29 protein-coding genes are annotated in these 25956 nt (G+C 37.6%); 21 read left to right on the top strand and 8 right to left on the bottom strand.

What is annotated here, in order from left to right; genetic code table 11:
• Nucleotides 1–22 precede the first annotated feature (22 nt).
• The 12 genes from ACMAYX_RS10945 (at nt 23) to ACMAYX_RS10890 (ending at nt 11998) form a co-directional block, all read left to right on the top strand.
• A complete protein-coding gene (locus ACMAYX_RS10945; RefSeq protein ID WP_103216383.1) occupies nt 23–1237 on the top strand; it encodes a NupC/NupG family nucleoside CNT transporter in 1215 nt (404 codons plus the stop codon).
• 182 nt (nt 1238–1419) lie between these two features.
• Nucleotides 1420–2991 (top strand): Rne/Rng family ribonuclease, encoded by a 1572-nt coding sequence (locus ACMAYX_RS10940; protein WP_103216384.1) that lies wholly within the window; start codon nt 1420–1422, stop codon nt 2989–2991.
• A 49-nt stretch (nt 2992–3040) separates the two neighbouring features.
• On the top strand, nt 3041–3652 hold the full coding sequence (locus ACMAYX_RS10935; RefSeq protein ID WP_103216385.1) for an LON peptidase substrate-binding domain-containing protein: 612 nt from the start codon (nt 3041–3043) through the stop codon (nt 3650–3652).
• 323 nt (nt 3653–3975) lie between these two features.
• The gene (rpsR, locus tag ACMAYX_RS10930; RefSeq protein ID WP_103216386.1) at nt 3976–4593 is read left to right on the top strand and encodes a 30S ribosomal protein S18; all 618 of its coding nucleotides are present in this window, start codon (nt 3976–3978) and stop codon (nt 4591–4593) included.
• A gap of 41 nt (nt 4594–4634) precedes the next feature.
• Entirely contained in the window at nt 4635–5645 is a 1011-nt protein-coding gene (locus tag ACMAYX_RS10925; protein WP_412471947.1) for a DUF2232 domain-containing protein, read from the top strand.
• A 1-nt stretch (nt 5646) separates the two neighbouring features.
• On the top strand, nt 5647–6261 hold the full coding sequence (gene rplI, locus ACMAYX_RS10920; protein ID WP_103216388.1) for a 50S ribosomal protein L9: 615 nt from the start codon (nt 5647–5649) through the stop codon (nt 6259–6261).
• A gap of 71 nt (nt 6262–6332) precedes the next feature.
• The gene (gene dnaB / locus ACMAYX_RS10915) at nt 6333–7694 is read left to right on the top strand and encodes a replicative DNA helicase (RefSeq protein WP_233189671.1); all 1362 of its coding nucleotides are present in this window, start codon (nt 6333–6335) and stop codon (nt 7692–7694) included.
• On the top strand, nt 7669–8829 hold the full coding sequence (locus ACMAYX_RS10910; protein WP_412471946.1) for a chorismate-binding protein: 1161 nt from the start codon (nt 7669–7671) through the stop codon (nt 8827–8829). Before dnaB ends, ACMAYX_RS10910 begins: the two co-directional genes overlap by 26 nt.
• A gap of 132 nt (nt 8830–8961) precedes the next feature.
• Nucleotides 8962–9195, top strand: coding sequence for a hypothetical protein (locus ACMAYX_RS10905; protein ID WP_021266251.1), 234 nt, complete (start codon nt 8962–8964; stop codon nt 9193–9195).
• A gap of 235 nt (nt 9196–9430) precedes the next feature.
• Entirely contained in the window at nt 9431–10198 is a 768-nt protein-coding gene (locus ACMAYX_RS10900; RefSeq protein ID WP_103216391.1) for a motility protein A, read from the top strand.
• Nucleotides 10199–10263: 65 nt separating this feature from the next.
• The gene (locus ACMAYX_RS10895) at nt 10264–11109 is read left to right on the top strand and encodes a flagellar motor protein MotB (protein ID WP_103216392.1); all 846 of its coding nucleotides are present in this window, start codon (nt 10264–10266) and stop codon (nt 11107–11109) included.
• The gene (locus tag ACMAYX_RS10890) at nt 11084–11998 is read left to right on the top strand and encodes a pseudouridine synthase (RefSeq protein WP_412469884.1); all 915 of its coding nucleotides are present in this window, start codon (nt 11084–11086) and stop codon (nt 11996–11998) included. Before ACMAYX_RS10895 ends, ACMAYX_RS10890 begins: the two co-directional genes overlap by 26 nt.
• Here the strand turns inward: ACMAYX_RS10890 and ACMAYX_RS10885 are convergent.
• Nucleotides 11948–12445, bottom strand: coding sequence for a hypothetical protein (locus ACMAYX_RS10885; RefSeq protein ID WP_146037738.1), 498 nt, complete (start codon nt 12443–12445; stop codon nt 11948–11950). The two genes, ACMAYX_RS10890 and ACMAYX_RS10885, sit on opposite strands and share 51 nt — an antisense overlap.
• A gap of 90 nt (nt 12446–12535) precedes the next feature.
• On the opposite strand from ACMAYX_RS10885, the gene ACMAYX_RS10880 reads away from it, so the two are divergent.
• From ACMAYX_RS10880 to ACMAYX_RS10865, 4 genes are read left to right on the top strand one after another with little or no spacing between them, the layout of a single operon-like run.
• On the top strand, nt 12536–13321 hold the full coding sequence (locus ACMAYX_RS10880; protein ID WP_103216395.1) for a WYL domain-containing protein: 786 nt from the start codon (nt 12536–12538) through the stop codon (nt 13319–13321).
• Between the two features lie 11 nt (nt 13322–13332).
• The gene (locus ACMAYX_RS10875) at nt 13333–13944 is read left to right on the top strand and encodes a septation protein IspZ (RefSeq protein WP_103216396.1); all 612 of its coding nucleotides are present in this window, start codon (nt 13333–13335) and stop codon (nt 13942–13944) included.
• On the top strand, nt 13937–14683 hold the full coding sequence (locus tag ACMAYX_RS10870) for a protein kinase domain-containing protein (protein WP_412469883.1): 747 nt from the start codon (nt 13937–13939) through the stop codon (nt 14681–14683). The genes ACMAYX_RS10875 and ACMAYX_RS10870 overlap by 8 nt, the downstream gene beginning before the upstream one ends.
• On the top strand, nt 14673–15446 hold the full coding sequence (locus ACMAYX_RS10865) for a PP2C family protein-serine/threonine phosphatase (protein ID WP_103216398.1): 774 nt from the start codon (nt 14673–14675) through the stop codon (nt 15444–15446). Before ACMAYX_RS10870 ends, ACMAYX_RS10865 begins: the two co-directional genes overlap by 11 nt.
• Here the strand turns inward: ACMAYX_RS10865 and pheA are convergent.
• The 6 genes from pheA to ACMAYX_RS10835 all read right to left on the bottom strand — a co-directional run bounded on the left by pheA (nt 15443) and on the right by ACMAYX_RS10835 (nt 20479).
• Nucleotides 15443–16264 carry a prephenate dehydratase gene (pheA, locus tag ACMAYX_RS10860; RefSeq protein WP_146037739.1) on the bottom strand — a complete coding sequence of 274 codons (822 nt, stop codon included), beginning with the start codon at nt 16262–16264 and terminating at the stop codon, nt 15443–15445. The genes ACMAYX_RS10865 and pheA overlap by 4 nt on opposite strands.
• Before the next feature lie 8 nt (nt 16265–16272).
• Nucleotides 16273–17004, bottom strand: coding sequence for a prephenate dehydrogenase/arogenate dehydrogenase family protein (locus ACMAYX_RS10855; RefSeq protein WP_392990944.1), 732 nt, complete (start codon nt 17002–17004; stop codon nt 16273–16275).
• Entirely contained in the window at nt 17004–18161 is a 1158-nt protein-coding gene (locus tag ACMAYX_RS10850) for a pyridoxal phosphate-dependent aminotransferase (protein ID WP_412471945.1), read from the bottom strand. The genes ACMAYX_RS10855 and ACMAYX_RS10850 overlap by 1 nt, the downstream gene beginning before the upstream one ends.
• A gap of 19 nt (nt 18162–18180) precedes the next feature.
• Nucleotides 18181–19272: a chorismate mutase gene (locus ACMAYX_RS10845; protein ID WP_103216402.1), complete on the bottom strand. Its 1092-nt coding sequence runs from the start codon at nt 19270–19272 to the stop codon at nt 18181–18183.
• Between the two features lie 204 nt (nt 19273–19476).
• Nucleotides 19477–19914 carry a 6-carboxytetrahydropterin synthase gene (locus ACMAYX_RS10840; RefSeq protein WP_103216403.1) on the bottom strand — a complete coding sequence of 146 codons (438 nt, stop codon included), beginning with the start codon at nt 19912–19914 and terminating at the stop codon, nt 19477–19479.
• Nucleotides 19915–19990: 76 nt separating this feature from the next.
• The gene (locus ACMAYX_RS10835; protein WP_146037740.1) at nt 19991–20479 is read right to left on the bottom strand and encodes a hypothetical protein; all 489 of its coding nucleotides are present in this window, start codon (nt 20477–20479) and stop codon (nt 19991–19993) included.
• A gap of 102 nt (nt 20480–20581) precedes the next feature.
• Here ACMAYX_RS10835 and ACMAYX_RS10830 point away from each other — a divergent pair, with 102 nt between their 5' ends.
• The 5 genes from ACMAYX_RS10830 (at nt 20582) to ACMAYX_RS10810 (ending at nt 25470) form a co-directional block, all read left to right on the top strand.
• Nucleotides 20582–22921 (top strand): DNA polymerase II, encoded by a 2340-nt coding sequence (locus ACMAYX_RS10830; RefSeq protein ID WP_412471944.1) that lies wholly within the window; start codon nt 20582–20584, stop codon nt 22919–22921.
• Nucleotides 22918–23211, top strand: coding sequence for a hypothetical protein (locus tag ACMAYX_RS10825; protein WP_412469879.1), 294 nt, complete (start codon nt 22918–22920; stop codon nt 23209–23211). The genes ACMAYX_RS10830 and ACMAYX_RS10825 overlap by 4 nt, the downstream gene beginning before the upstream one ends.
• A gap of 81 nt (nt 23212–23292) precedes the next feature.
• Nucleotides 23293–23517, top strand: a complete 225-nt coding sequence (locus tag ACMAYX_RS10820) for a YggT family protein (RefSeq protein WP_021266446.1) — start codon at nt 23293–23295, stop codon at nt 23515–23517.
• Between the two features lie 82 nt (nt 23518–23599).
• Nucleotides 23600–24436, top strand: coding sequence for a hypothetical protein (locus ACMAYX_RS10815; protein ID WP_103216408.1), 837 nt, complete (start codon nt 23600–23602; stop codon nt 24434–24436).
• A gap of 155 nt (nt 24437–24591) precedes the next feature.
• Nucleotides 24592–25470, top strand: a complete 879-nt coding sequence (locus tag ACMAYX_RS10810) for a septum formation initiator family protein (protein WP_412470874.1) — start codon at nt 24592–24594, stop codon at nt 25468–25470.
• On the opposite strand, the gene ACMAYX_RS10805 is transcribed toward ACMAYX_RS10810, so the two are convergent.
• A complete protein-coding gene (locus ACMAYX_RS10805; protein ID WP_412462941.1) occupies nt 25415–25939 on the bottom strand; it encodes a DUF192 domain-containing protein in 525 nt (174 codons plus the stop codon). The two genes, ACMAYX_RS10810 and ACMAYX_RS10805, sit on opposite strands and share 56 nt — an antisense overlap.
• Between the last annotated feature and the right edge of the window lie 17 nt (nt 25940–25956).

Here is a 25956-nt window from a genome sequence, read left to right as displayed (position 1 = left end):
TAATTTAGTTATAGGGTATTCCATGGAAAGAGTTATTTCGGCATTTGGTTTGATCGTTATGGTTGGTGTTGCTTTTGCATTATCAAATAACCGTAAGAAAATTAATTGGCGTCTCGTTCTTTCTGGGCTAGCTCTTCAGATCTTCTTTGGTCTCATCATTCTAAAAACTGATGTAGGGCAAAACTTCTTTGAAGGTGCACGTGGTTTTTTCACTGCAATTCTAAATTATACTAACGAAGGTTCAGGCTTTATCTTTGGTCCACTTTCAAATGTTCCAAAATTCGGCTTTATTTTCTTTGTCATGGTTCTTCCGACAATTATTTTTATGTCTTCATTAATGAGTGTATTTTATCACTTAGGTATCATGCAGGTTGTTATTAAGGCTTTTGCTAAAGTTATGTCAGTTGTGATGGGGACATCGGGAGCTGAGTCTCTAGCGGCCGCTGCCAATATCTTTGCTGGGCAAACTGAGGCACCACTTGTGGTAAAGCCACTGGTTTCAAAAATGACACAATCGGAACTTATGGCGCTAATGACTGGTGGAATGGCCACTGTTGCAGGTGGGGTTCTTGCTTCATATGTTGGTTTTGGAATTGATGCTGCACACTTACTTTCGGCATCAGTTATGTCGGCTCCAGCGGCACTTGTTTGTGCCAAGCTTATGGTGCCAGAGACACAAGAGTCTCTAACTCAAGGTGACTTAAAATTAGATTTAAAAGATAACAGTGTAAATTTAATCGATGCTGCGGCCAATGGTGCAAGTGAAGGTGTAAAGCTTGCCATTAATGTTGGTGCAATGTTGATTGCAATCATTGCTCTTGTAGCAATGTTCAACGGTGCTCTTGGCCTAATCACAGGTTGGTTTGGTTTTGAAGGAATTACTCTTGAGCTAATCATGGGTAAATTATTTGCTCCATTTGCTTGGTTATTAGGTGTTGAGTGGAAGGATGCGGAAATCGTGGGAATGCTTCTTGGTAAGAAGTTAGTACTAAATGAGTTCGTGGCCTACTTAGACCTTAAGGCGAATATGGGTAACCTATCGGAGCGCTCAATTACTATTGCAACGTATGCCCTTTGTGGTTTTGCCAATTTCTCATCAATTGGGATTCAAATTGGTGGAATCGGTGGGATCGCTGAAAACCGTAAGCAAGACCTTGCAAAGCTAGGTGTGAAGTCTCTAATTGCAGGGACACTTGCATGTTTCATGACGGCCTGTATCGCTGGTATCTTCATTTAATTCTAATTTATTTTAATGATTGATTAGTTGAGTAGGGTAACGCGGAATATTATATCTTCTAGCGCAAAACCTTGCCCAGACGTACAATTATTAGTAGGTTAAAGTCTTTGGCTTGAGCTATGCTCGCCGACTTGCCTCGTGTTTTTATTGCATATTTCGATTTGAGTTTAAAAGGAATATATATGTCTAAAGATTTAATTATTAACAAAACAGTTAACGAGTGGCGTGCTGTTTTGATGGAGAATGGTGAAATTCTCGACTTCCTAATGGAGAGAACTAAGCCAACGACAACGCCGCATCCACGCCTTGGGAATATCTACCGAGGAAAAGTATTAAGAGTTTTACCAGGAATGCAGTCTGCATTCGTTGACATCGGCTATTCAAAAGCAGCTTTCCTCTACGTTGATGATGCTTATCTTCCGACTCTTGATGAGCAAAGAGAGATGGCAAAGAAGGCCGAGGAAATTAAGAAAGAGAAGAAAGAAAATGGTCTTGTGATTCCTGATGAGTTAGCAACTCTTTCAGAATCGATGGATATGAAAATGCGTCCAGAGTCTGCAACGATTGAATCATTCTTAAAAGAAGGGGATGAGATCATTGTTCAAGTTGCAAAAGAGCCTATTTCAACTAAAGGTCCACGTGTTACTCGTCATGTAACAATCCCTGGGCGCTATGTTGTTTATATGCCTTTTATTGAGCACACTGGTGTTTCTCGCCGTATTGAAAATGAGGAAGAGCGTGATCGTCTAAAAGAGATGCTTGAGACAATTCGTCCAGAAGGTAAGGGTGTTATTGCTCGTACTGTTGCGGAAGGAAGCTCATATAAAACTCTTAAGTCTGACTACGATATGCTGACAAAAATTTGGAAAGAGGTGCAAAAGAAATCTGAAAAAGAAAAAGCACCTGCGCTTTGTTATGAAGACTTAACTTTTATTCAACGAGTTTTAAGAGATATTACAGATGAAGATGTTGATAATATTATTATCGACGATAAAGACGGTGTGAAAGAAGTTGAAAAATTTGCAACAAAGTATCTTCCACAAATTAAGGGGAAGGCAAAATTCTTTGATGAAACAAATCCGATCTTTGAAAAATTTGGTGTTGATATTGAAATTGAAAGGGGACTAAGCAATAAGGTTTACCTTCGTTCAGGTGGTTCACTAAATATCGACCAAACAGAGGCCCTTGTTTCAATCGATGTTAACACGGGTAAATTTGTCGGACGAAAAACATTAGAAGAAACAATTCTTCGCACTAATCTTGAAGCAGTTAAAGAGATCGCTTATCAGCTAAGACTTAGAAACTGTGGTGGGATTATTATTATCGACTTTATCGATATGGAAAAAGTTGAAAACCGCGAAGCTGTTTATAACTCACTAGTAGACGCTCTTAAGAAAGATCGTTCAAAAACAAAAGTCCTTCCTATTTCCGAACTAGGGCTTGTTGAGATGACTCGAAAGAGAACTCGTGACACTCTTACACGTATCATGTGTGAGCCTTGTCCATACTGTGAAGGAAATGGAATTGTAAAAACAGTAAATACGATTTGCTATGAGATTGTTCGTGAACTTGGAAAGAAAATTCGCAACAATCCAGAGTCAAAGAAGATATCAATTTATGCTCACCCAGAAGTGACGGCATCTCTTTGTGGTGAAGAGCTTGATATTATCGAAACGATGGAAGAGGTATTCAGCGTTAATCTTCAGATTCGCTCGGAGAACTCTTATCACGTTGAACAATACGAAATATTCTAGCTGCATGGGTGCCTAAGGCACCCTTACTTGCTTTTAAGGTTTTACTGATATGAGAGCACTTCTATTCCCATTACATAAAGTTTCATATCAGGCGATCTTAAAAAAGCCCCTCAATATTTTTGAACCACGCTACATTCATATGATTCATGAAGCAGAGAAAACTAATACACCTGTCGCTTTGGCCTATGCGACTTTGCAAGATGCTGATGAAGAAGCTGATACCATTGGAATTGACCATGAAAAGTATCATGCGGTAAAGAGAGTTGTGGGGCTTGGCCGCGTACAAATTCTTCAAAAATCAAAAGATGGAACAATGCTTGTTGTTCTTGAGCCTCTTTTTAAAGGTCTCATCATGGACGTCTATAATGAAGAGCTTCCATTTAATACAATTGAAGTCGACCCGATTACAGAGTTTTTAACAGTGATGCCTGAGCACATGATTTCACTGCAAAGGCTTGGTCTCGTTTTTCGTCATTGGGCAAAATCATTTTTTAAAAATCAAGTTGAGTACGATGCCCTCATGGAAGCAACAAAAGATCCTGTTGTTTTAATCGGGGCCATTACTGAATTTGTGGTTACTTCGCCAGATCTAAAGCAGGGAATTCTTGAAATCGATGATATCAACGCTAAGATCGACGTCCTTCTTGAATGGCTCGACTAAAGTAGTACGCGCCACCTTTTCGAGAATTCAGTAGTTTAGGTTGTTCTCTTTTGAATAAATTGAAAAAAATTCGCATATTTAGGCTATTTTACGCTCATTCGAGGGATATTATTACCGTCGCTATCATCTAAGTGTCTGAAACTACATACCTCTGCCCCTCCTTGTATTGTCCAACGTATTGTAATCACGTAAAGGTGGCGCGTACCCGAAGTCGCTTTACACAAAGCGCTGTTGCTGATAGATTAGCACCACATTTGACCGTTAATTTACTCGCTTCCCTGTGGTAGGGAGGCCAATAATAACTATTGTCCAGGAGATAAAGTATGATTTATGAGTTAGCATTAGTAGCTCACGCGGGCGCAACTGAAGAGCAACAAACTAGCCTTAAAAACCTAGTAGCAGAAGTTGTAAAAAATTACGAAGGTGAAGTCCTTTTAACTGATGATTGGGGAATGAGAACATTTGCTCAAACTGCCAAGAACGGTGCTAAAACAGGTAACTACATCTATTTCATCGTTTCAGGTAACAAAGACCTAAACACAGAACTTCAAAGACGTTTCAAAATCAACGAAGACGTTCACAAGTATCTAATCATTAAACTAGCAGACAACAACGCAGACGCAGAAGCTGTTGTTAAAGCTTACAAAACTCCATTCTCAAAAGCTCACCCAGGTTCACAAACTGATGAACTAGAAAAAGGTGCAGAAAAAGATAAGAGAAGATTTGCTAAGAGAAAGAACTGTTGGTTCAAAGCAAACAGCATCACTGCAGACTGGAAAGATCCAAAAACTTACAACTGGCTTATCAACGAGTTTGGTAAAATTCAACCAGCAAGAGTTACAGGTGTTTCTACTAAGCACCACAGATGGGCACAATCTGCAATTAAGAGAGCAAGAAATATTGGTCTAGTATCTCACGTTAGAGGTGACTTCGCTCACTAAGAGCGTTGAGAACTTAGTCTTAAGGGAATTAGAAAAAGATAATGAACGATAAGAAACCAAATACATTTACACTTATTTCGAAAGATAACTTCACTATTGGGAAGTTACTTTTCTTATGTGTTGTGAGTTTGATTTTAAGCGTTGCTTATCCACTAGGTGTATTTTCACCACTTCCAGTGGCATTCGCTTTCTTAATCTATGGAAACTTAAAGACGCTTGTGACTTTCGGTGTAACGATCGTTCTTTGTTTTGTTGCTGCACAATCAAACGACAATTTCTTAATCCTTGCTAACTCGGCGTACGTTTTATTCTACGCTGTTATCATTGGTTACTTGAGTGCCGCTACGATTTTACGCAATGAAGATCCTGTAAAAGGATTATTAAAGAGAGGATTTATACTTCTACTTGTGATCTTCGGACTTTTGGGAACAATTGAAGTGATTTTTCCTTCAACAATCTCGACGACGATTACAACTTCAGTAAATGAAGGTTTGTCACAATTAAAGAATTCACCAGATTATAAAGAATTAATTGCTCGCGGTGGTGAAGTCGCAGCAACTTACCAAAGTGTTTTTGAAAACCCAGAAGATATCATTAAGAGAATCTATCAATGGGGCTTCTCTGTTATTTTTGTAAGTACGTTCTTTATTTTATGGTTAACAGTTTTCATGCTTTTAAGAAATGCAAAGTTATGGAAAATGCTTCATGGCTACAAATTTGGTCTAAAGCACTTTGTGCGCTTTCAAGTGCCAGAGTACTTTGCCCTTATCGTAGTTATTGGGCTAGCTCTCTTCTTAGGTGGAGAGTATATTGGTGGTGAGATTGTTGAGGTTATTGGCCTTAATATCTTACTTTGCTTAGGAATATTCTATTTCTTTCAAGGAATGGGTGTTTACTTAGACTTCTTAAAATATATTAAGGTGACTGGGTTTGTTCGCTCAATTCTTGCGATTATGACTATTTTCTTTGCTCATCGTTTTATTGCGATTGTTGGCCTATTAGACTATTGGGTCAACTTTAGAAGATTTTTTAAAAATAATAAGGAGATATAAAATGAAAGTTATTCTTAAAGAAACTGTAAAGTCTCTTGGTAACGTTGGTGAGATCGTTAACGTTTCAGCTGGTTATGCAAGAAACTTCCTAATTCCAAATGGTGCTGCAGTTCTAGCTGATGAATCAAACACAGCTCAGGTTAAGCACTTTGAGAAACTACTTGCTAAGCAAGTTGAAGCTGATAAAGCATCTGCAACAAAAGTTGCTGGTGCAATCAATGGACTAAACATTGAACTTATCAAAAGAGTTGGTACTAACGGTAAACTATTTGGTTCTGTTACTACTCACGAACTTTCTCTTGAACTAGGTAAACTAGGTCACGATGTAGAAAGAAGACACCTTCTTCTAGAAAACCCAATCCGTGCGATTGGTAGCTACGAAGTTAAAGCTAAAGTTTTCGCAGGTGTAGATGCTACTTTTACAGTAACTGTAAAAATGGATCCAGCTCAAGAAGAAGAAAACAAGAAAAAAGCTGAAGAACTTGCTGCAATGAAAGCTGCTCAAGAACTTCTTGCTAAAGAAGCTGCTGAAGCTGCTGCTTCTGGTGACAACTCAGGTGAGATGTCTGAAGAAGAAAAGCTTAAGATGGAAGCTAATAGAATCCTAAGAAGCTAATTTTTTTCTTATATTAAAGAGGGGGGCTTTAAGCCTCCCTTCTTTTTTCTAATCATATTATGGGGCAGAATATGGTTGAGCAAAACAACTCGAACAACGCAAGAACACTTCCAAACGATACTCTTTCTGAGAAATCTCTACTTTCATGCTTAATTTTAGATAGTATGTCATTTGATGAAATCTCTGATTTAAAATTAGAGGGAAAGGATTTTTATAATCCGAAATATGGAATTGTATTCGATGCCATTAAAGATATGGTTCACTCGAATAACCCTGTTGATTACGTAACAATTTGTTCATATCTTTCAGACCACAATCGCCTTGATGAAATTGGTGGTCAGAACTTCATTCTTGATATTACAGAAGATCAGGTATCAAGTGCAAACCTTCGTCACTATGCAAAGACTGTAAAAGACAAGGCGTCTCTTAGAGACCTCGTTCGCCAAGCTAGAAAGGTAGCGGACAAAGGTGCAACTTTCTCTGGAAATGCACAAGACTTCATTCAGGAAGTAGAATCAATCTTCTTTGGTCTTACAAACGAGGCCAAACAAGGAAGTATGATTAAGCTTAATGAGTGTCTAAAAGAAAACATTAAAGAAATTGAAGATACATCGCGCGTTGCCGGTGAGATTCATGGTGTACCGACTGGTTATGGTGCCCTTGATAAGTTATTACTTGGTATGCAACCTGGTCAGTTAATTATTCTAGCTGCCCGTCCTGCCATGGGGAAGACTGCTCTTGCTCTAAACGTTGCACAGAATGCTTGTGAGTTCTCAAAACTTCCAGTTGCTCTTTTCTCTCTGGAGATGATGGCCAAGGAACTTTCAATGAGACTTCTAACTCAACGTGCGAAGATCGATTCAAAAAGAATTCGTACAAAAGAGTTCCTTGAAACAGATTTAAGAAAAATTGGGCAGGGGATTCAGCAACTTGCTGATATGCCAATTTATATTAATGATAATGCTGGGACAAACCTTCTCGATATTCAGTCTGCTTGTCGTAAGATCAAAGCATCTGAAGGTCTGGGACTTGTGGTTATCGACTACCTTCAGCTAATGAGTTCACACAATAAGATGCTTCCTCGTGAACAGCAGATTGCGGAAATTTCAAGGGGCCTAAAGAATATGGCCAAAGAACTTGAGTGTCCGGTAATCGCACTTTCACAGCTTAACCGTGGGGTTGAATCTCGTCCTAACAAACGTCCAATGACTTCGGATCTTCGTGAATCTGGATCAATTGAGCAGGATGCGGATATTATTATGTTCGTATATCGTGATGAATATTATAACCCTGATACAAAAGATCAGGGGATTGCAGAAGTTATCGTTGGTAAAAACCGTGGTGGTGAAGTTGGAACTGCAAAGCTAACATTCGTTGGTGCGCATACAAGTTTCGAAAATATCGCCTATGCACAAGACGATGGCAGAAACTAGTCAATCGACTTACGCTCTCTTTAAACATGAAGAAGGCTTCTTAAAACTTGAGAGGCCTTCAAAATACCTTCATATAACAAATAAGAAAATTTACGATCGACTCCGTCAAACTGAACAGGACTTCTCTGTTGCTGCTTTAAAAGACTTATTAGGACACTGCTGGCATGTGCAATCTCTGCATTATGAATTAGGCCATTACTTTTTGTCTGATGCCCCTTACTTTGAAGAAGAGCTAAGCCTTGCAACACTTATAAACTTTGAAGAGAAAAGCATTATAAGGCCTACAGAAGCCCATAAGAAAACGACAGCTACAGTAGAAAAAATTATTACTAAAGATGAGTATGAAAATCTATTTCATAAGACATATGAAAATTTATTGGCCGGAAATTGTTACCAGCTAAATCTAACTTCTCTTATCGAGTTAAAAATTTCAAATACAGATGATCTGATTAATACATTTTTAAGTATAGAGCTTTATCCCAAGCTCGGTGAATTTGCACATATCCTAAGTCTTCCATTTGAAGAGCGTCTCGTTATTAGTAATTCTCCAGAATGCTTATACGAGTATGACCAGGAAAGAAAAAAACTCACAACAAGACCAATCAAGGGAACTGTGGCCGATCATCTTGGCAAAGACTTCTTAATTAACGACGTCAAAAATACAAGTGAACTCAATATAATTACAGACCTCTTAAGACATGATCTGTCTGCCATTGGAAAAAACTTTTCAAAAGTTGAATCAATGCGCGAATTTTTTTATGTGCCAGGACTTATTCATCAGTACTCTAAAATAAGTGTAGAGCTAGAAGAGTACAACAACCTCTCTTTAGTTACCTCCCTGTTTCCAGGAGGAAGTATCACTGGTGCACCGAAGAAAAGAGTCGTTGAATTGATAAAAAATATCGAAAATAAAGACCGAGGAATTTACACAGGTTCTACCATTTTAAATTTTGACAATATTTATAAATCATCTATAAATATCCGTTCTTTAGATATTGCATCATCTTCTAACCTCGCTCTATACGGGGCAGGAGGAGGAATCACTCTACTAAGTGACGCTGAGAGCGAATTCTTCGAACTAAAAGCCAAAGCTAATAGCTTTCTTAAGGTTTTCTTTAAGGATGTAAAAATCTAATAAATTCTTACATCTGTTTTGTTAGTTTTGACATTCAAATATCACGCTAGATATGATTTTTTTGTGACAAAGTGAAGCAAAGGATTGCTCCAACATGGATCGTTGAAAATTTGTCGCAGGAGAGGGAAGTCAATGGATATGACAAACAACACAACACAGACAACACAGAACAAAGATACTCACAACAAGGACGTTATGGTGCAATTAAATGATTTAGTTGAAATCTCAGGTGTACCAACTGATTTCATTAAGAAAGAGTTAATGCTTGATGATACTGTTTCAATGGATGAATTGAGATCAAAAATGCTTAAGTTTCTCGACACAACATTTCAAGAGAATGGTGTCGATACTTCTAAAGTAAAATAGTCAGTTAATCTTTTGGAAACATAGGACTTGTTTCTCAATAATCTCCTTAATGCCCTTCTTATTAAGCTTAGGTTTAGTGAGAGGGGCATTTTTTTATTCTCCTTACTGAACATCTTCAATCGGTAGAAATTTCCACAACTATGCAATTTAAAGTGCTTACTAAAATTTTATTAAGGTAAGACTTCTCATTTCCGATACTTAGAATGAAATAGGAAAATTTTCATAGGAATGTTGTATGGATATAGCATCAGTCATTGGATTAGTATTAGCAGTAGGTGGAATCATGGGTTCCATTATGTCAGGTGGGGCGATCTCAATTTTCATTGATGTCCCTTCAGTACTTGTTGTTGGTCTAGGTCTAATCGGAGTAACTCTTTATCGTTGGCCAATGGAGGTTGTAAAAGGTCTTGTTGCAATTGCAATGAAATCGATCTTCTTCACGCCAGTTGATCCTAAAGACAAAATTAACAAAATTAAAGAACTAGCAGAGCTTGCCAGACGTGAGTCAGTTTTTGCTTTAGAGAAAGCTGAAATTGATGATCCGTTTATGAAGAAGGCGATGACTCTTGCAGCGGATAACAGACCTCCTGAAGTTATTGCTTCGATTCTCCAAATGGATATTGATTCAATGGAGTCTCGTCACAAGACTGGGGCAGATGTTTTTGATGGTGTTGCGGCAGATGGCCCTGCTATGGGAATGATCGGGACCCTAATCGGTCTGGTACAGATGCTTCAGAACCTTTCAGATCCGTCGGCGATTGGTCCGGCCATGGCCGTTGCCCTTCTGACAACGTTCTATGGTGCGATTATTGCCAACGTTTTTGCAGGACCTGTTAAAAATAAAATTTCATACCGATCACAAATGGAACTTATGTCCATGAGTATTGTAGTAGCGGGAACACTTGGAATTGTTGCAGGTGAAAACCCTCGTATGATTATTGAAAAACTTAATTCATTCCTTCCGCCAAGTGAAAGATCTGCTTCGGATGAAGGTGAAGAATAGGCTTAAAACCAATAAAAAAACCAGTATTTGAGGAATAAATACTAAAGGTAATCAAGGAGTAAGAAATGGCAGATGATAGTGCTGCAGTAGTAGATGATGGTGGTAAAGCAAAGTGTCCTGAGTGTGTTCCTGGCCTTCCGGGGTGGATGGCTACATTCTCTGACCTTGTAACACTTCTACTAACATTCTTCGTACTACTTCTTTCTTTTGCAAAGACTGAGACTGCTAAGTATGAAGCGGCCCTTGGTTCAATTCGCAATGCCTTTGGTGGTAACGTTCTTCAGCAGGGTGAAGTTATTCAAAAGGGGAAGTCTCCTGATAACTTTCCAACAATGATGGAATCACAAACTCCAATCAAACCATTTCCAATTGAATTTCTTACAATGGAAGGGTTACTTGATAAACACGAAATTAATCGTGGCTCTGAAGAAGTTTTAAAAAATATGCGCCACGACCTTAAGGAATTTAACTTAAGCGAAAATGTGACAGTATATGAACAATCTGAAGGGATCGTTGTTCGTATAAAAGATAAAATCTATTTTAAACGCGGCTCTGTTGAAATTGAATCAACAAAGATTGCGGTATCTTCTTATCAGCGAATGATTGATCTTCTTAAAAAGCGAAATTGGAAAGTCTTTGTTATGGGTTATGCTGCTCGCGGTGAAGTTTCTAATGATGGTAAGAGTGATGCTCTTGAGTTATCATCGGCCCGTGCCACTGCGGCCACAAAATCTCTCATTAGAAGAGGGATCAATCCAGAAAGAATTTCAACGGTATTTTATGGTGATACTCGTTTAACTGATCTTCCTGGTCGATCTCAAATGGAGATTGATAATGAAAATCGTAAAGTTGAATTTATGATAAGAAAACGTGATCTAGAAGATAATGGCCACAAAGTTGAAGCACAATAATAATTTCTGTAATCTCACTGAAAAAGATACATTAAAGGAGTTCCTTAAAGGGGAGCTCCATTTTTCCAATAAAGCAATCAAGACCTCTTATATATCAAAGGTTGCGCTACAGTCGCATCTTGCTCCTAAGAGTGAGCTATATCTGCCAAGAGACCTTTTAAATCGCTATCACGTCAATCCTATCTACACAGGAGTTGCTATTGAAGTGATTTATGAGGATGATATTTTTATCGTTTTAAATAAGCCACAGGGGATCCACGGACACCCTATGGAGTATAGTGAAACAAATACTGTTCTTAATTTCATGCGTGATCACTTTAATCTTCCAAGCCTTGGAAACCCTCGCTCGGATTATGAGAAGGGCCTTTTATATCGCCTTGATAAGTTAACGAGTGGTGTGCTTATCTATATTAAAGATGAGCTCATCCATGAGAATCTTCGTAATTCTTTTTCTCAAATTGCAAAAGAGAAGATTTACTTGGCCGTCGTAAGTGGCAAGCTTGAAGAGAGTTTACATCTAACAGATCGTCTCGTTTCAAGTGGAATTAAAGGTGAGAAGATGATTGTGAATGATGTTGGAGTGGAAGCGACTTTAAAGGTAGATTCTCTCTACTATCACGAAAGAAAGAATCTTACGTTGGTTAGGGTTACACTCAACGAAGGACATCGCCATCAGATACGTGTTCAACTTTCTAATGCTGGCCTTCCAATTATCGGGGATCCGCTTTATAACGAAGAATATAATAAAGAACAAGATAAGCGTCTTTATTTACACGCATTTCAGTATTGCTTAGACGTTAATGGACACACGACTTGTTTTAAAGCAGAGAAGGCAGACTTATTCTGCGACCTCTTGGACTTGGATAGTCTGATGGATGTGGCGAGCTAGGTTATTCTTATTCTTAAGAGTCTTTAACTTCACGACATATTTCCCTTCTGAAAGAGAAGAGAGAATCATTTTTGGGTGAACAAGTTTCACAACGACCATCATCGTACGCTCAAGACTTTCATCCATAGCATAGCGTGAAATTGAAATATAAGAATTGGCCAACGCCTTATACATTTCTTGGCGAAGGATTTCTTTGTCAGTGCCTTCTGGTACGATCTTTTCATCAACAGGAATTGTCACTTCGAGATTATTTTTATTACATTCAATCTTCCAAGAAGGGTGCATATACTTATCAAGACGCACTTTTACTGAACGACATGAAGTTGCAAGCATACTATCCGCTCTTTTTTGAAAGGCACCGTTTTCTCTTAACTGAAAGATAAAGATAATAAATATTAATATTCCGAATCCTAGTACTGGATTTCTAAGTAGTGATTTCAATACCATAGCAATATTATCGCACTAAATTTTATAAAAATCACTAAAGGAAATGATGGCCATATCCGATAAATATAGTAGGTTATTTAAGGAGCTGTAATGACGTCATTTTCGTCTATGGAAGATCAAAATTTTTGGAATATTTTGTTTAATTTAGAAGAAATTAGAAAGCCAATCAGTTTGGTTACTTTCCTAAGAAAAAATCACATTAATCGAGATGAATTCTATATGTTCTATGAGAAGTCTCACTTTTATGGGTTGTCGATTGATCTGCGCCCTAAGGATGATGAATTCTTATTAATGCCACTTTCTTGGCGTAGAGATTATGGAGATGTATTACTGGAGAATACTTCACATCGTGAATTGATCAAAGATATCCAGGCCGCTTGTAAAGAAGGAAGAGTGTGTGAGTTTACTTTCTTAGATCAATCAAAAAAGAAAGTTAGACCTTGGCGAGTCGTTCTTTCTCAAAATCTATATAAAGTCATTAGTGAAGATGTTGTGACTAAGAAATTAATCACTATTGATATGAACGAAGTCGATGATATTGAATTTCAAGAATTCGACTACTCTTCCATGTATTCACGATTTGAAATTGAAGAATATATCAATGCCTTAAGACATATTGATGGAAGTGACCAGCGCTTAGTCCTAAAGTTAAATTATGGCTTTGAGTTACCTCCAATTAGTAATTTAATCTTTCTTGGTCATCCATACTCAACAACAAATCAGTATGGAGAAATCATTTGGGCGGCCTCAGTTGAAAAGTCGCTATACTTATTTGACTGGCTATATTCAATGCGTGATCAAATTGAAATTCTTGAACCAAGTTGTATTAAAGAAGAATTTGAGGAGTTTTGCCAGAAAAGAAGAAATGCTGCATAATCCGATATGAGATGAAAAAGAATAACTTATTTCTAATATCGTTTCTCCCAGCGCTTCTTTATTGGTATCTGGAAGAAACACAGACAGTGGAGATTGCCATTATTGGTGGTCTTTCACTGGCGATTATAGAAATCATATTTGAAAAGATCTTCTTTAAACATATTCACTCTATTTCTAAATTAAATTTCATTATCATTCTAGTTCTTGGACCAATCTCTTTAATTGGACACGATGGTGTGTGGTTTAAGCTTCAGCCATTTTTTACAGGCCTCTTTCTAAGTGGCTTTCTGATCTTTAATCTTAGGCAAGGAAAAAGCTTAATGCTTACCATGATGGAAGATATGGAAAAGAAAGCAAATATTCCCGAAGAGATCATGACAAAGATCGAGTACCACTTGGCTTACTTCTTACTCTTTAATGGAATCTTTATGGGCTACCTTGCTATTTATGAATCAACTTCACGTTGGGCCTTCTTTAAATCCATCGGTTTCTATATCGTTTTTGCCGTCTTTCTTGTTTTAGAAATTATTATAATAAGACGTGAGGTTAAGAAGATTATGCTTGAGCAAATGCACTCTCAAGCCGATATGCTACATACACACCGTGGAGGACCATTTGACTAAAACAGGCGATATAGTTGAGATTGAAGAGTTTGATATTGCTCCTGGGCGCACCCTTGCCGGGCGTTATGTTGTCATTGAGAAACTTGGTTCTGGTTACGAAGGTGAAGTTTACCGCGTAAGAGAAAAACACACCAATATTGAAAGGGCCGTAAAAATTTACTTCCCGCAAAGAAATAAGAAATTCAAGGTAAGCACTAGATATTCATTGAAGCTTGAAAAGCTTAAACATAGTCCAATTGTTATGGACTGCCTATCGCATGAATTAATTACTCTTAAAGGTCAAAAAGTTGCCTGCCTAACATCTGAGTTTATTGAAGGGGAGATGCTTGGAGAGTTTATTCAAAAACAAAAGAATAAGCGTCTGGAAATCTTTTCTGCCATCCACTTACTTTATTCGATTGTTGTCGGTGTTGAATCAATCCACTTAGAAGGTGAGTATCATGGTGACCTTCATACTGAAAATATTATTATTCGTCGCTTTGGATTAGAGTTTGATTTAAAGATTATCGATCTTCACCACTGGGGCGATTCGAAAAAAGATAATCGCGATGAAGATATTATCAAAATCATCAGAATTTTCTATGATATCCTAGGAGGACAGAAGCATTATAAAAAGCTATCACCATCGATTAAGTACATTATTTGTGGACTTAAACGTGGGATGATCTTAAATCGTTTTAAGAATATTAGTATGCTTCGCTATCACCTAGAAACCATGGATTGGTCAGATGCCGTTTAAGAAAATTGTTTCCGATATACAAGAATTTGAACATGAAATTTTCGATTTTGGTGATTATCGAATTGGTTACTTCATAGCTAAACACAAACTAAAAGAAACTAATGACAATAACGAAGATGCACTCTTTATTAGTGGTGAAGAGAAATCTTTTGTTGTTGGAGTTTCTGACGGTGCTGGAGGACATCCACGTGGCCGAGATGCGGCCGTTGCTATCGTTGAAGCTGTGGCCCAGTATAAAGATGGAAGTAATTGTATTGAACTTATTGAAACGGCCAATCAACACGTCTCTGACCTTAAGGCCGGAGCAAGATCAACTCTTGCCTTTGCCCAGATCAAAGATGATATGGTTCGCTTCTACCACGTTGGGGATTCGGAAATTCTTTATTGGAATGCCCACGGCAATGAAATCTATACTTCTACTCCACACTCTGGAGTTGGCCACATGGTTAAGGCCGGAGTTCTAGGTCAGGAAGAATCCCTTGCTCACCCTGAAAGAAATTACGTTAATAACCTCATGGGTGATGACGTCATTAAAATTGAATCAACTTCTGGGGCCAATATTAAAAAAGGTCACACCATTCTCATTGGAAGTGATGGTTTATTCGACAATATCCCTCATGACTCCCTTACTGAACTTATTGGACAGGGGATTTTTGATAAGTCATTTGAAAACCTCGCTGAGTTTTGTAAAATTCAAAACGAAGATGCTTGGCTTAAGTACGATGACATCTCTTTTATCGCGATTCGAAAGGTTAAGGCTTAGAATTGTCCAGCAGGATAACTTCCAAGAATCTTAATGTCATTAGCGTCGCGCTTTAACTCTTTAAGGCATTCTTGAACCTTGTCATTGTGAAGGGCACCCATGAAGTCCACGTAGAAGATATATTTAAACGGCTCGTGTGGAATAGGGCGGGATTCTAGTTTTGTTAAGTTGATGCTGTAGTCAGCGAAAACTTGTAGGCAACCAAGAAGTGCTCCTGGGTGGTGCTTTGTTGTGAAAGCGATACTTGTTTTTTCTTTCCCAATTCCTGTTGGAATATTCTTTTCTTTGACGAAAATTAGAAAGCGCGTGTAGTTTGCCGCTTCATCTTGAATCTTTTCTTGAATGATATTAAGGCCGTAGTAGTCAGCGCATAGACGAGATCCAACACAGGCTTCATTCAAAGACTTCGACTCTGAGATAATTTTGGCAGAACCTGCAGTGTCGAATTCAGCAACAGGTTTTAGGCCTTGATCTTTAAAAAAGCCATGGCATTGGGCCAAGGCAATCGGGTGAGAGTAGACGGCCTTAATGTCCGCTACATCAACACCCTGATTGGCCATAAGGCAATGGTTAATTTCTAGGTAGAGTTCGCCAATGGCAAAGAAGTCATGTTTAAAAATTAAATCCATATTGATATCGACGTTTCCGACGATGCTATTTTCGATAGGTAAGATGGCACAAGCGACTTCCTCATTTTCAAGGGCGCTACATACGTCTTCACTTAGGGCAATGCCCACGGCCTTAACGTCTTTACCAAAATATTTATAGAGTGCTTCTTCTGAGTAAGAACCTTTGGTGCCTTGAAATGCTACCTTCATGCCTTTATTCAATTCTCAAGCCTTTTAACTACTTTATTAAATGATTCAATAAAGTCCTCACGGGTTTGTTTGGCATATTGATTATGCTCATTCATATCCGCGAATAATTCCCATGAATCATTTTCGACAGTCTTGAGAATTTTTAAAAGTCTTCGGTAACCTTTAGTGTCGATAGGAAGTTTTTTCGCATCCATATCCATTAGCGTTCTCCCAATCATGTGAGTGAGTAGAAGAGAGTGCGAAATTTGTTTATCGTGTTCTGCGGCAGTTGTTTCAATAACTTTAATTCCATGAAAACGCATAAAGGCACAGATCTTTTGATAATACTTATCTTCAATGCGAACAGGGCAAACCGCTATCTTTGTTCCAAATAATGTTTCACCTGCTGAGTCCGGTCCAAACATTGGGTGAGTTGCAAGGATACTTACTGATTCAGGTAAGTATTTCTTCATCACTTCAACAGGCATTTCTTTGACAGAACAAACATCAGCAACGAGAGCATCCTTTGATAACATTGGTGCTATTTCTTTAATGACTGCTTCAAATTTATTCATTGGAACAAAAGGGATGACGATTGGATTACTTGCAACTTCTTTAAGAGACTTGAAGTGACAACCCATGGCCTCAACTTCCGTTTTTACACTTTCGTTGATGTCATAAACCTCAACTGTAAAATCTTCTTCTAGGTATTTTGAAATTAACTTTCCAAGTCGTCCGAAACCAATTATTCCAACTTTCATTAACAAAGAACCTTTTTTATATTTTCATAAGCTTGTTCAATACGTTCAACAGAATCTGTAAAAGCTAGGCGAATATAATCATCTTGACCAAAAAACTTTCCTGGAACAAGAGCGACACCAGCTTCTTCAATTAGCTTTTGAACCATCTCAATAGAATCCTTTACGATACCTTTTTCAATAAATGGTTTTATATCTAAGAATAGATAAAATGCTCCTTGAGGCTTAGAGACTTTAAAGAGTTGAGAAAATAATTCATAGGCACGAGCTTTTCGCTCATGCATGGTCTTAAGCATATCTCCAATAATTTCATCACTATGCTCAATGGCATTGATTGCACCATATTGAGTAAAAGGTGGAATATTTCCACAAAGATGACCTTGAAAACTATCAACTTTCTTAATGAATTCTTCCTTGGCAATCATGTAACCGACACGAAAGCCTGTCATACAAAATGATTTTGAAAAGCTTTGAATTGAAATTGAACGATCTGCGATTTCTTTACCAAGCATAAGAGGTGAGACGAATTCACAGTCATAAGTCAGAGACTCGTAGGCTTCATCACTTACGATAATTAAATCATGAGCAATAGCAAGCTCTCCAAGTTCTGTTAATTCTTTTCTTGTATACACAGCACCTGATGGATTATTTGGTGTATTGATATAGATTGCTTTTGTCTTAGGTGTAATAGCGTTCTTAATTGCATCAAGATCAAGGTGAAAATCTTCTTGTGAATTAACAAAAACAGACTTTCCTCCAGCTAGCTTGATACTTTCAGGAATAGTTACCCAATATGGGATAGGGACGATAACTTCATCACCTTCATCTAGAATTGATTGAAAAGAGTTGAAAATAATTTGCTTTGAGCCATTACCTACGAGAATATTTTGAGGGCCAATCTGAGTATTGCAACGTTTGTTAAAGTAACTTGCAATAGCTTGCCTTAACTCTGGCTCACCACTTACTGAAGAATACTTAGTTTTCCCTTTCTTGAGGGCCTCATAGATTGCTTCAAGAATACTTTCTTTTGGTAGAAAATCAGGTTCACCGATATTTAAACCGATGATATCCTTTCCTTGATTTCTAAGGTTTGTAATTTGTGCCGATATCTGGATACTTCCAGACGGAGCAATTCCTTCCACTCTTTCAGATACTTTCATAATTTAATTATATCACTTTTTAAGATTCTTTCTTAAAATCATTCATCATTCGAGTTTGCTCTCTAACTGATTCAGTGTGAATTGCGTGGTATAGCTCTTCAACAAATCTGCGATCAAGAGATAGCTTTTCACCCTTAGCAATACGATCATTCATTAGCGTATCCATTCTTCCTACTTGAAGTGGAGTTACGTTATTTGCACTCTTAAGTGCACCAATCTGCTTAACGATATTCATACGCATATGCATAAACTCTAGGATATCATTATCAATTTGATCGATTTTATTTCTAAGTTTATTAAGTTCGTCTTCAAAGCCATCATTGTGTCCAATAGCATCTCTTACTTGTAGGTGAGTGATGATATCGTGAAGCATTTTTGGAGTTACCTGTTGAGCGGCATCACTTAATGCTTTTTCTGGAGTGATATGAGTTTCAACCATCACACCATCCATATTCATATCCATGGCCTTCTGACAGACTTCTCCAATTAGGTTGCGATTCCCTGCAATGTGTGAAGGGTCACAGATAATTGGAAGCTCAGGCATAAGTCTTTTTAATTCAATTGGAATTGCCCAGTAAGGCTTATTTCTATATTTCGTTTTTTCTGCACTTGAAAAACCTCTGTGAATCGCAGCAAGTTTATCAAGACCTACATTTGAGAACCTTTCGATAGCACCCATCCAAAGAGCAAGGTCTAAGTTGATTGGGTTCTTCACCATAACAGGAATATCGACACCTTTAAGAGCTTCTGCAATTTCTTGAACAGCAAAAGGTGAAACAGTAGTACGTGCCCCAATCCAAAGAATATCAACGTTATGTTTTAGTGCTAATTCAACGTGAGAAGCATTGGCAACTTCAGTTGTAATTGGAATATTAAAATCTTTTCTAACTTGTTCCATCCAAGGAAGACCAACAAGACCTACACCTTCAAATGTATTAGGGCGAGTTCTTGGCTTCCAAATTCCTGCACGAAAGGCGTCCACTTTGCCATTCTCCACGAGCTCTTTTGCAATTTGATATACTTGCTCTTCACTTTCCGCAGAACACGGGCCTGCGATAACAAGCGGTTTTTCATCAATTTTTATCCAAGAGTTTAGTGGCGCTATTTTCATGTGACATCCTTTAGGCTTTCTTTTCGGTCAAGTATTAAGATAAATTTATATTACTCAATACAATACTATTCAAGTCTTTAACTCATCGAAATTGACTTAAATTTTCTTAATTTATTCAGTGTTTATTTGTTCTAAATGGAATTATTTGCTTAGGGATAGTTATGGGCCCAATATACTCGAAATATAATGAACCCACGACAAGAATTATGGAATATAAATAGCTGAGTTTTTCTCGTTTTCTTTCACTTCTAGACGTGAAATCCAAACGCGACCGTCTGTCTTCTTTTTAATTAGTTCAGACATTTTCTCATAAACAAATTCGGCCGTTCCTTCCATTCCTGCATTTGGAAGCACTCGAAGTTGAACAACACCAGCTTCATCAAGTTTTTTAAATTCTTCCATAAATGGATCGTCTTGTGATGCAAGGAAAGTGTGATCAAACATATCATCAAGCCAAGCTTTAACGTCTTTAAGATCACCAAAGTCCATTACCCACATTTCCTTAGTCAGCTGTGAACATTCAAATTCAAAGTGGAATGAGCGTGAGTATCCGTGAACGAATCGACAATGTGAATCTGCTTTCCATTGACGGTGTGTACATGGGAAGCCATAGAAGTGTTTTGTTGATTTAAAAGTGGCCATAATTATCTCCGTTTAAGTATCTACACACTAGCATAGATCGGGTAATCATGGCCACATGATCTAGCCCCAGATGGGACTATAACTTGATAGTTTTGATATCTTCATTAAGTTCTTTCGTAGCTTTTTTGGTAAAGATGAGGGTAGGGGAATACTTGAAAGCTACGCCCAGAACAAGAAGAGTTTGGATAATGAAGATATTGCGATTAATATCTTGTCCTCCTTCTGCTGCCACGAGATTTCCTTGTGAAGGGAACCATCTTAGGGCAATAAAGTAAATCGCAACTGGTAAGAGCATATTCACTAGACCATTGTAGACCCTCTCTTTCGAACTCTTAGGGGGATTTAAGAATTCATTTAAAAGAGCGAATCCTAGGGATAGAAGTGATAGTGCTGTAAATACCACGCTCATTACAGGGTTTTGGAAAACTTGAATGGATAAGAGTGCCAAGACACCAAAGAACATATAGCTTAGTAAGCGATACTTCTTGCCCTTGTCATCTTTCTCCGAAAAGAAATCCACTAAAAAAACTAAATTGAATACTGTGAATACGATTGTTATTGTCATGCCCTGCATATCGGGGCTTTTACCAATGTCTAAACTTAAGAAAATGCTAAAAAAGGCTAAATCCTCTTTAACAAATTGCTTTAAATAAGCTACGCTCTGTCTATGACGAATATCACGAGTACACAAGGTTTTATCATTCACGATCAGGTCGTTGATCAGGCAAATCATATGGATTTAATCTTCTGGATTAAGACATCAGAGGATGTGATCAAAGTAATTATTTCAAATGAAAGACCTCTCTTTTTTATTGAAGGTGATGCTAATTTAAATCTTAGCTTTCAAGGAGAAAGAAAGAAGTTAAACCTTAAGGCCTTTAATGGCAGAACTTTAGATGGTATCTATTTTAATCGTCATAAAGATCTTATGGATACGAGAGAGCACTTTCATAAAAATGGGATTCGTACCTATGAAAGTGACGTTAGGCCAAATGAGCGCTTCCTTATGGAGAGATTCATAAATGGAGAAGTACTTATTCAAGGTCAAGTTCAAATGATTGGCAATATGCGTGTCTTCCACAATCCTCAAATGAAGGCTTTGGGAATTCATGAGTCCGCCCAAAAACCAACGCCTAATTTTAATATCATGTCCTTAGATATTGAAACGAGTATGGGCAATGATCTGTATTCGATTGCGATACATCAAATAGGTGATCGCGATATTAAGAAAGTTTATATGGTTGATGAAAGCGGCCAATATACTAATGATGAGTTAACAACTTTTTATCGAAGTGAAAAAGAGTTAATGATTGCATTCATTAATGATTTTCCTGATTATGACCCTGACTTCATTGTCGGATGGCATGTTATCGGTTTTGACTTAAAATTTTTAGAGCGCAAGTGCCAACAATTTGGCATTAAATTTAATCTTGGCCGTGATGGCTCGCAAGTACGTCTTAGAGAAAGAAAGGGAGCCGGTTGGTTTTCAACAATAGCTGGTCGTCAGGTTATTGATGGCCCTCCAACTTTAAGAGCAGCATTTTATCAATTTGAAAACTTTAAACTTGATACTGTTGCAACTGAAGTTCTTGGTGCAAATAAAGATATTACCGAAACAGGAATGGATAAAGTTGAAGAAATTACAAGACGTTTCTTAGAAGAAAAGCATGCTCTTGCAAAGTATAATATTCTCGACTGTACTCTTGTTTTAGATATTTATAAAAAGTTAGAAATTATTGAACATCTCTATCGTCGCGTACAATTAAGTGGAATGTTAATTGATCGTTTATCAAGTTCAACACGTGCTTTTGATCATATTTATTTACCACGCCTACACCGTAAAGGTTTTATTGCGGGAAATACCTTAGATATTGATAAGGAAAGTGCATCTCTGGGTGGACTTGTTATTGAAGGAACGAAAGGCCTTCATGAAAATGTTGTGGTCTTAGATTTTAAATCTCTCTACCCAACAATTATTAAAACTTTTAAGATTGATCCACTTTCGCGCTTAAAAGGGGATGTGAATTCAACAATACTTAAAAATGGAGTTGCTTTCTCTAAGACAGAGCATATTCTTCCAGAACAAATTGACTTTCTTTTAAAACAGCGTGAAATAGCAAAAACAAGGCAGGATAAGAACTTATCTCAAGCCGTTAAAATTCTCATGAATTCTTTCTATGGTGTAATGGGCTCTGGTGGTTGCCGATTTTATCACGCGGACCTAGCGACATCGATAACATCAACAGGTCAGTGGCTTCTTAATGAATCCATGAATTATGCACGCTCTCTTGGCTACGAAGTTGTCTATGGTGATACTGATTCTGTTTTCATAAAATTAAAGTTCTTAGAATCATCTCAAAAGGATAAGGCCGGTACAGATCTAGCTCGTAAAATAACAACTCACTTAACGGAGTTAATCGAAAGAGATTACGACCTCGAGTCTCATCTTGAAATGGAATATGAGAAATGCTTTAAGAAGTTGTTTATCCCTGAATCTCGAAGTTCTGAAATGGGTGCAAAGAAGCGCTATGCCGGAATTTTTGAAAATGGTGAATTATATTTTTCTGGAATGGAGTTTGTTCGTTCTGATTGGACGAAGGCCGCTAAAAGCTTTCAGTATGAAATCTATAAGAGGTTTTTTAATTCAGAGTCTTTAAATGAATATATTAAGAATTACGTTAATGATTTAAAGAATGGTTTTTTTGATAGGCAATTGGTTTATTCAAAACGATTATCAAAAGATATCAGCGAATACACAAAAACAAATCCTCCTCATGTAAAGGCCGCTAGGTTATTGCAGGAGAGAGAACCTGATAAGAACATCAGAAAAATCGATTACTTAATGACGCTTCATGGCCCTGTTCCTCTTGTTTTTGCGCCTAAGGACATCGATTATCAGCATTATATTGATAAACAGTTATCACCAGTTGCAACTGATGTGCTAAAATTTATGGGTATCTCCTTTGACGATATTGTCATGGGTTCACAAATGAGTTTATTTGAATGAGCGATCAAGAATATACAGCACCAAAAAGAAGCTATAAGAAGAACTGGGCCTTCATGGGTTCTGTTTTTTTTATCATGGCAATCTTTTACATTTTTTTCAAACGCGATTTCTACTTATATGTTTGTGAACAAGAAAATAATGCTCCGGCCTGTTTCTTATTATCTGATATTTATCAGGAAGATGGGGAGTATGCTAAGGCACAAAAGTATCTTGAGCTATCTTGTCAGAATAAATATGAAATCGCCTGCAACAAGCTTGGAAGGGGCATTCCGGCCAGTATCGTGAAATAGGTAAGCTTTTATTTGCTAACCATCCCTTGAACTTTTTAGGCTTCTTATATATCCTATTTAGCAGTTCAAAGGGGTTGTATTTTGATTCGAACACTAATTGATATTTATATTTTTATTCTCATTATTGATGTGATTATTTCTTATATCCCTCAATATAAATCACATCCAATTTGTGTAAGAATAAAGCAGCTCTCTGATTACACATGTGGCCCTGTTCGTCGTATGTTGCCAGAAATGGATATTCCATTTGATATCTCTCCGATGATTGTGATTTTATTTTTAAAGATTTTCGTCGCAGTTTTTTAGTTTCTTTGTAATTTCAAATTCTTGCCAATACGTATCAAAAGTTATTAAATTATAATTATATGTATTGCCTATGGAGGGGTTAGTGCACAACGAGTTTGATTTTCTTACACAAGAGACTTTTAATCTTAATACACAAGAACAATTTTTAGCTGATGAAGATTTTCGCAATGAATTTCTTTTTGGCTCACAAAGTTTAGAGTCTGAATCAGAATCATGTGTTGAATATCCTCAAACCTCTGGTTTCGTATACAATATCGTTAAAAGTAGCTCGACTTTTAGTATTCGTGGTGTAATTACAGATAATATTAGTGAAACATTCGAATTAGCTAGCTCTGGCGATGTATCGACACTTAAGTCACTACGAATTGAAAAGAGTGAAGTGGCCGAATCTCTTTACTACGAAATTCCTAACTTAGATCTTGCTCAAGTTATTTATGATCAAATTTTTAATAAGCGCTTCCCTTTAGAGGAAGATTTAATTTGCAATATCTCTGACCCGGGCTTTAGCTGGTGGTATCAAAGAAGTGACGATGCCATTCGCATTAACTTTAAAAGCCATAAGCTTGAGGGGAGCGGACAAAGACTGAAACTAGGTCCAATTGGCGATGTGTGTATCGCAAGTATTCTTTTCACACGTCTGGAAAAGGCCCTAGAAGAGAAAATGAATCTTTTAGAGTTTAGTATTTCTGAAAAGCATTTCATTCTAAAGCCGAAAGATCGTTTTCACCGAATATTTGAAGAATTATCTTTAGTTTTTGAAGAAGGAGAGCTTGATAGTGATGCTCAGATTCTAAGAGGACTTGATGAGACTTTGAAATTATATCTAATTGAGTTGGCAACTATCAGAAAGTTTTGGCTTCAAATCGAGTCTTTAAACACAAATTTTGATTATTCGACTTCTCAAAATCTTCTTTCGTAAACGAATAAAAAAACTTCGAATCGCCTTTGTGCGCTTTGTCACGATAAGTTTTCCGTGAGAAAACTACTTGTGTGAAATTTTGAAACGCATTAAAATATTGATATTGGGAAAAAAAGTATTCATGAGGAATACTTCGCAAAAAACAGGATGTAAGTTTGCAGTTTTCACTAGGAAGAAATCGTGGACCTTCTGCGTCAGGGTCTGCATCGACGACTAATAGTAGTTCAGAGCAAAATTCAAGAAGTGCAGCAATGCAAAAAGCGATTGAAAGAAATCGTGCAAAGATGGCCTCGAGACAAGATCAAAGAGGGATTCCTGCAGGTGCACCGAGTCGTGCTTCTGCCCCAATGGGAACGCCGCCTCCAATGCCTAGGGCATCTGCAACAAGTGCTCGTCCAAGACCAATGTCTGCTCCATCTCGTGATGAAGGAGCATCAAGTGAATCCGGATCGTCTGTATTGGCGAAACTTAGAGCACAACGAGCTCAACGTGAAGCAAGTGCAGCACCAAAACCATCAGTTTCAGCTTCACCAAGTGCAGCTCCAACAAGAAAACCAATTACTCAAGCAGATAATATTGAAATGTCTTCACCTCTTAGAAAGAAGACAACAGCTCCTGCAGCTGTTAATTATGCTGACCAAACACCAGTAAAGGCAATTGCTAAGGCCAAGACTGCGGTAAGCGCTAAGAGAAAAGTAAAATCTAAATCTAAAAAGAAAGGTGAGCTTACGCACTGGGGTGTGAAGTTATGTTGGGGATTTTGCTTATTCCTTCTAGGCCGCTTAGTTTTTTCTCAGGGTGGGGTAATTGAATACTTTGATAAGAAATCGACGCTTGATCAGGCTTACCATGAAGTGACTCTATTAAAAGCAGAGAATGATGGCCTAATGAAAGAGCTTGATTTAATCAGAAATAATCACCGCTATAAAAAGAAACTTGTCCGTGATCACTTAGGCTATATCGCTCGTGATGAGTATCTTATTTTATTCCCAGAGACTTCTGAAACTTCTGATCGAGGGCTTTCTTCCATTTAAGTTGGGAGCCCTTAGTAATTCCGTACTTCTTTGCCATACCGGCATGCAATTCTAAAACAAATTGACCTTGATAAACCTTAGTTGTTGGAATCTTTTGCGGTTCATTGCGACTTGGATAATGAGGTAGTGTTTCAATAGCAATAACTTTAAAGTTCTTATCTAAAAAAATAATATCGAGATCAAAGTAAGTATCAGGCATCCAAAACTTTAGTGGCATCTCTTGTTGATAGACAAAAACGAGGCCTTCACTTTTCTTCATCTTGTTGGCCTTTAGTCCACTTAGGCCTTGTTGCTTTTCCTCTTCTGATACTGCCCAAGAGACTTTAATCTCATTATTCTTTGGCGTAATCATGATCTTCTCGGCCCACTTCGGATTAATAAATTGGGCATGTGAATGTGTGCCTAGCGTTAATAGTAGAAATACAAAAAATGTACTGAGAATATGTGAAGAATTTGTTATAAATTTCATACCAAAAAACTATATAT

Origin of the sequence: Halobacteriovorax sp. RT-2-3 (assembly GCF_047085075.1) — a bacterium.
Lineage (GTDB): Bacteria > Bdellovibrionota > Bacteriovoracia > Bacteriovoracales > Bacteriovoracaceae > Halobacteriovorax_A.
This window is presented reverse-complemented; position numbering and strand designations above follow the sequence as displayed.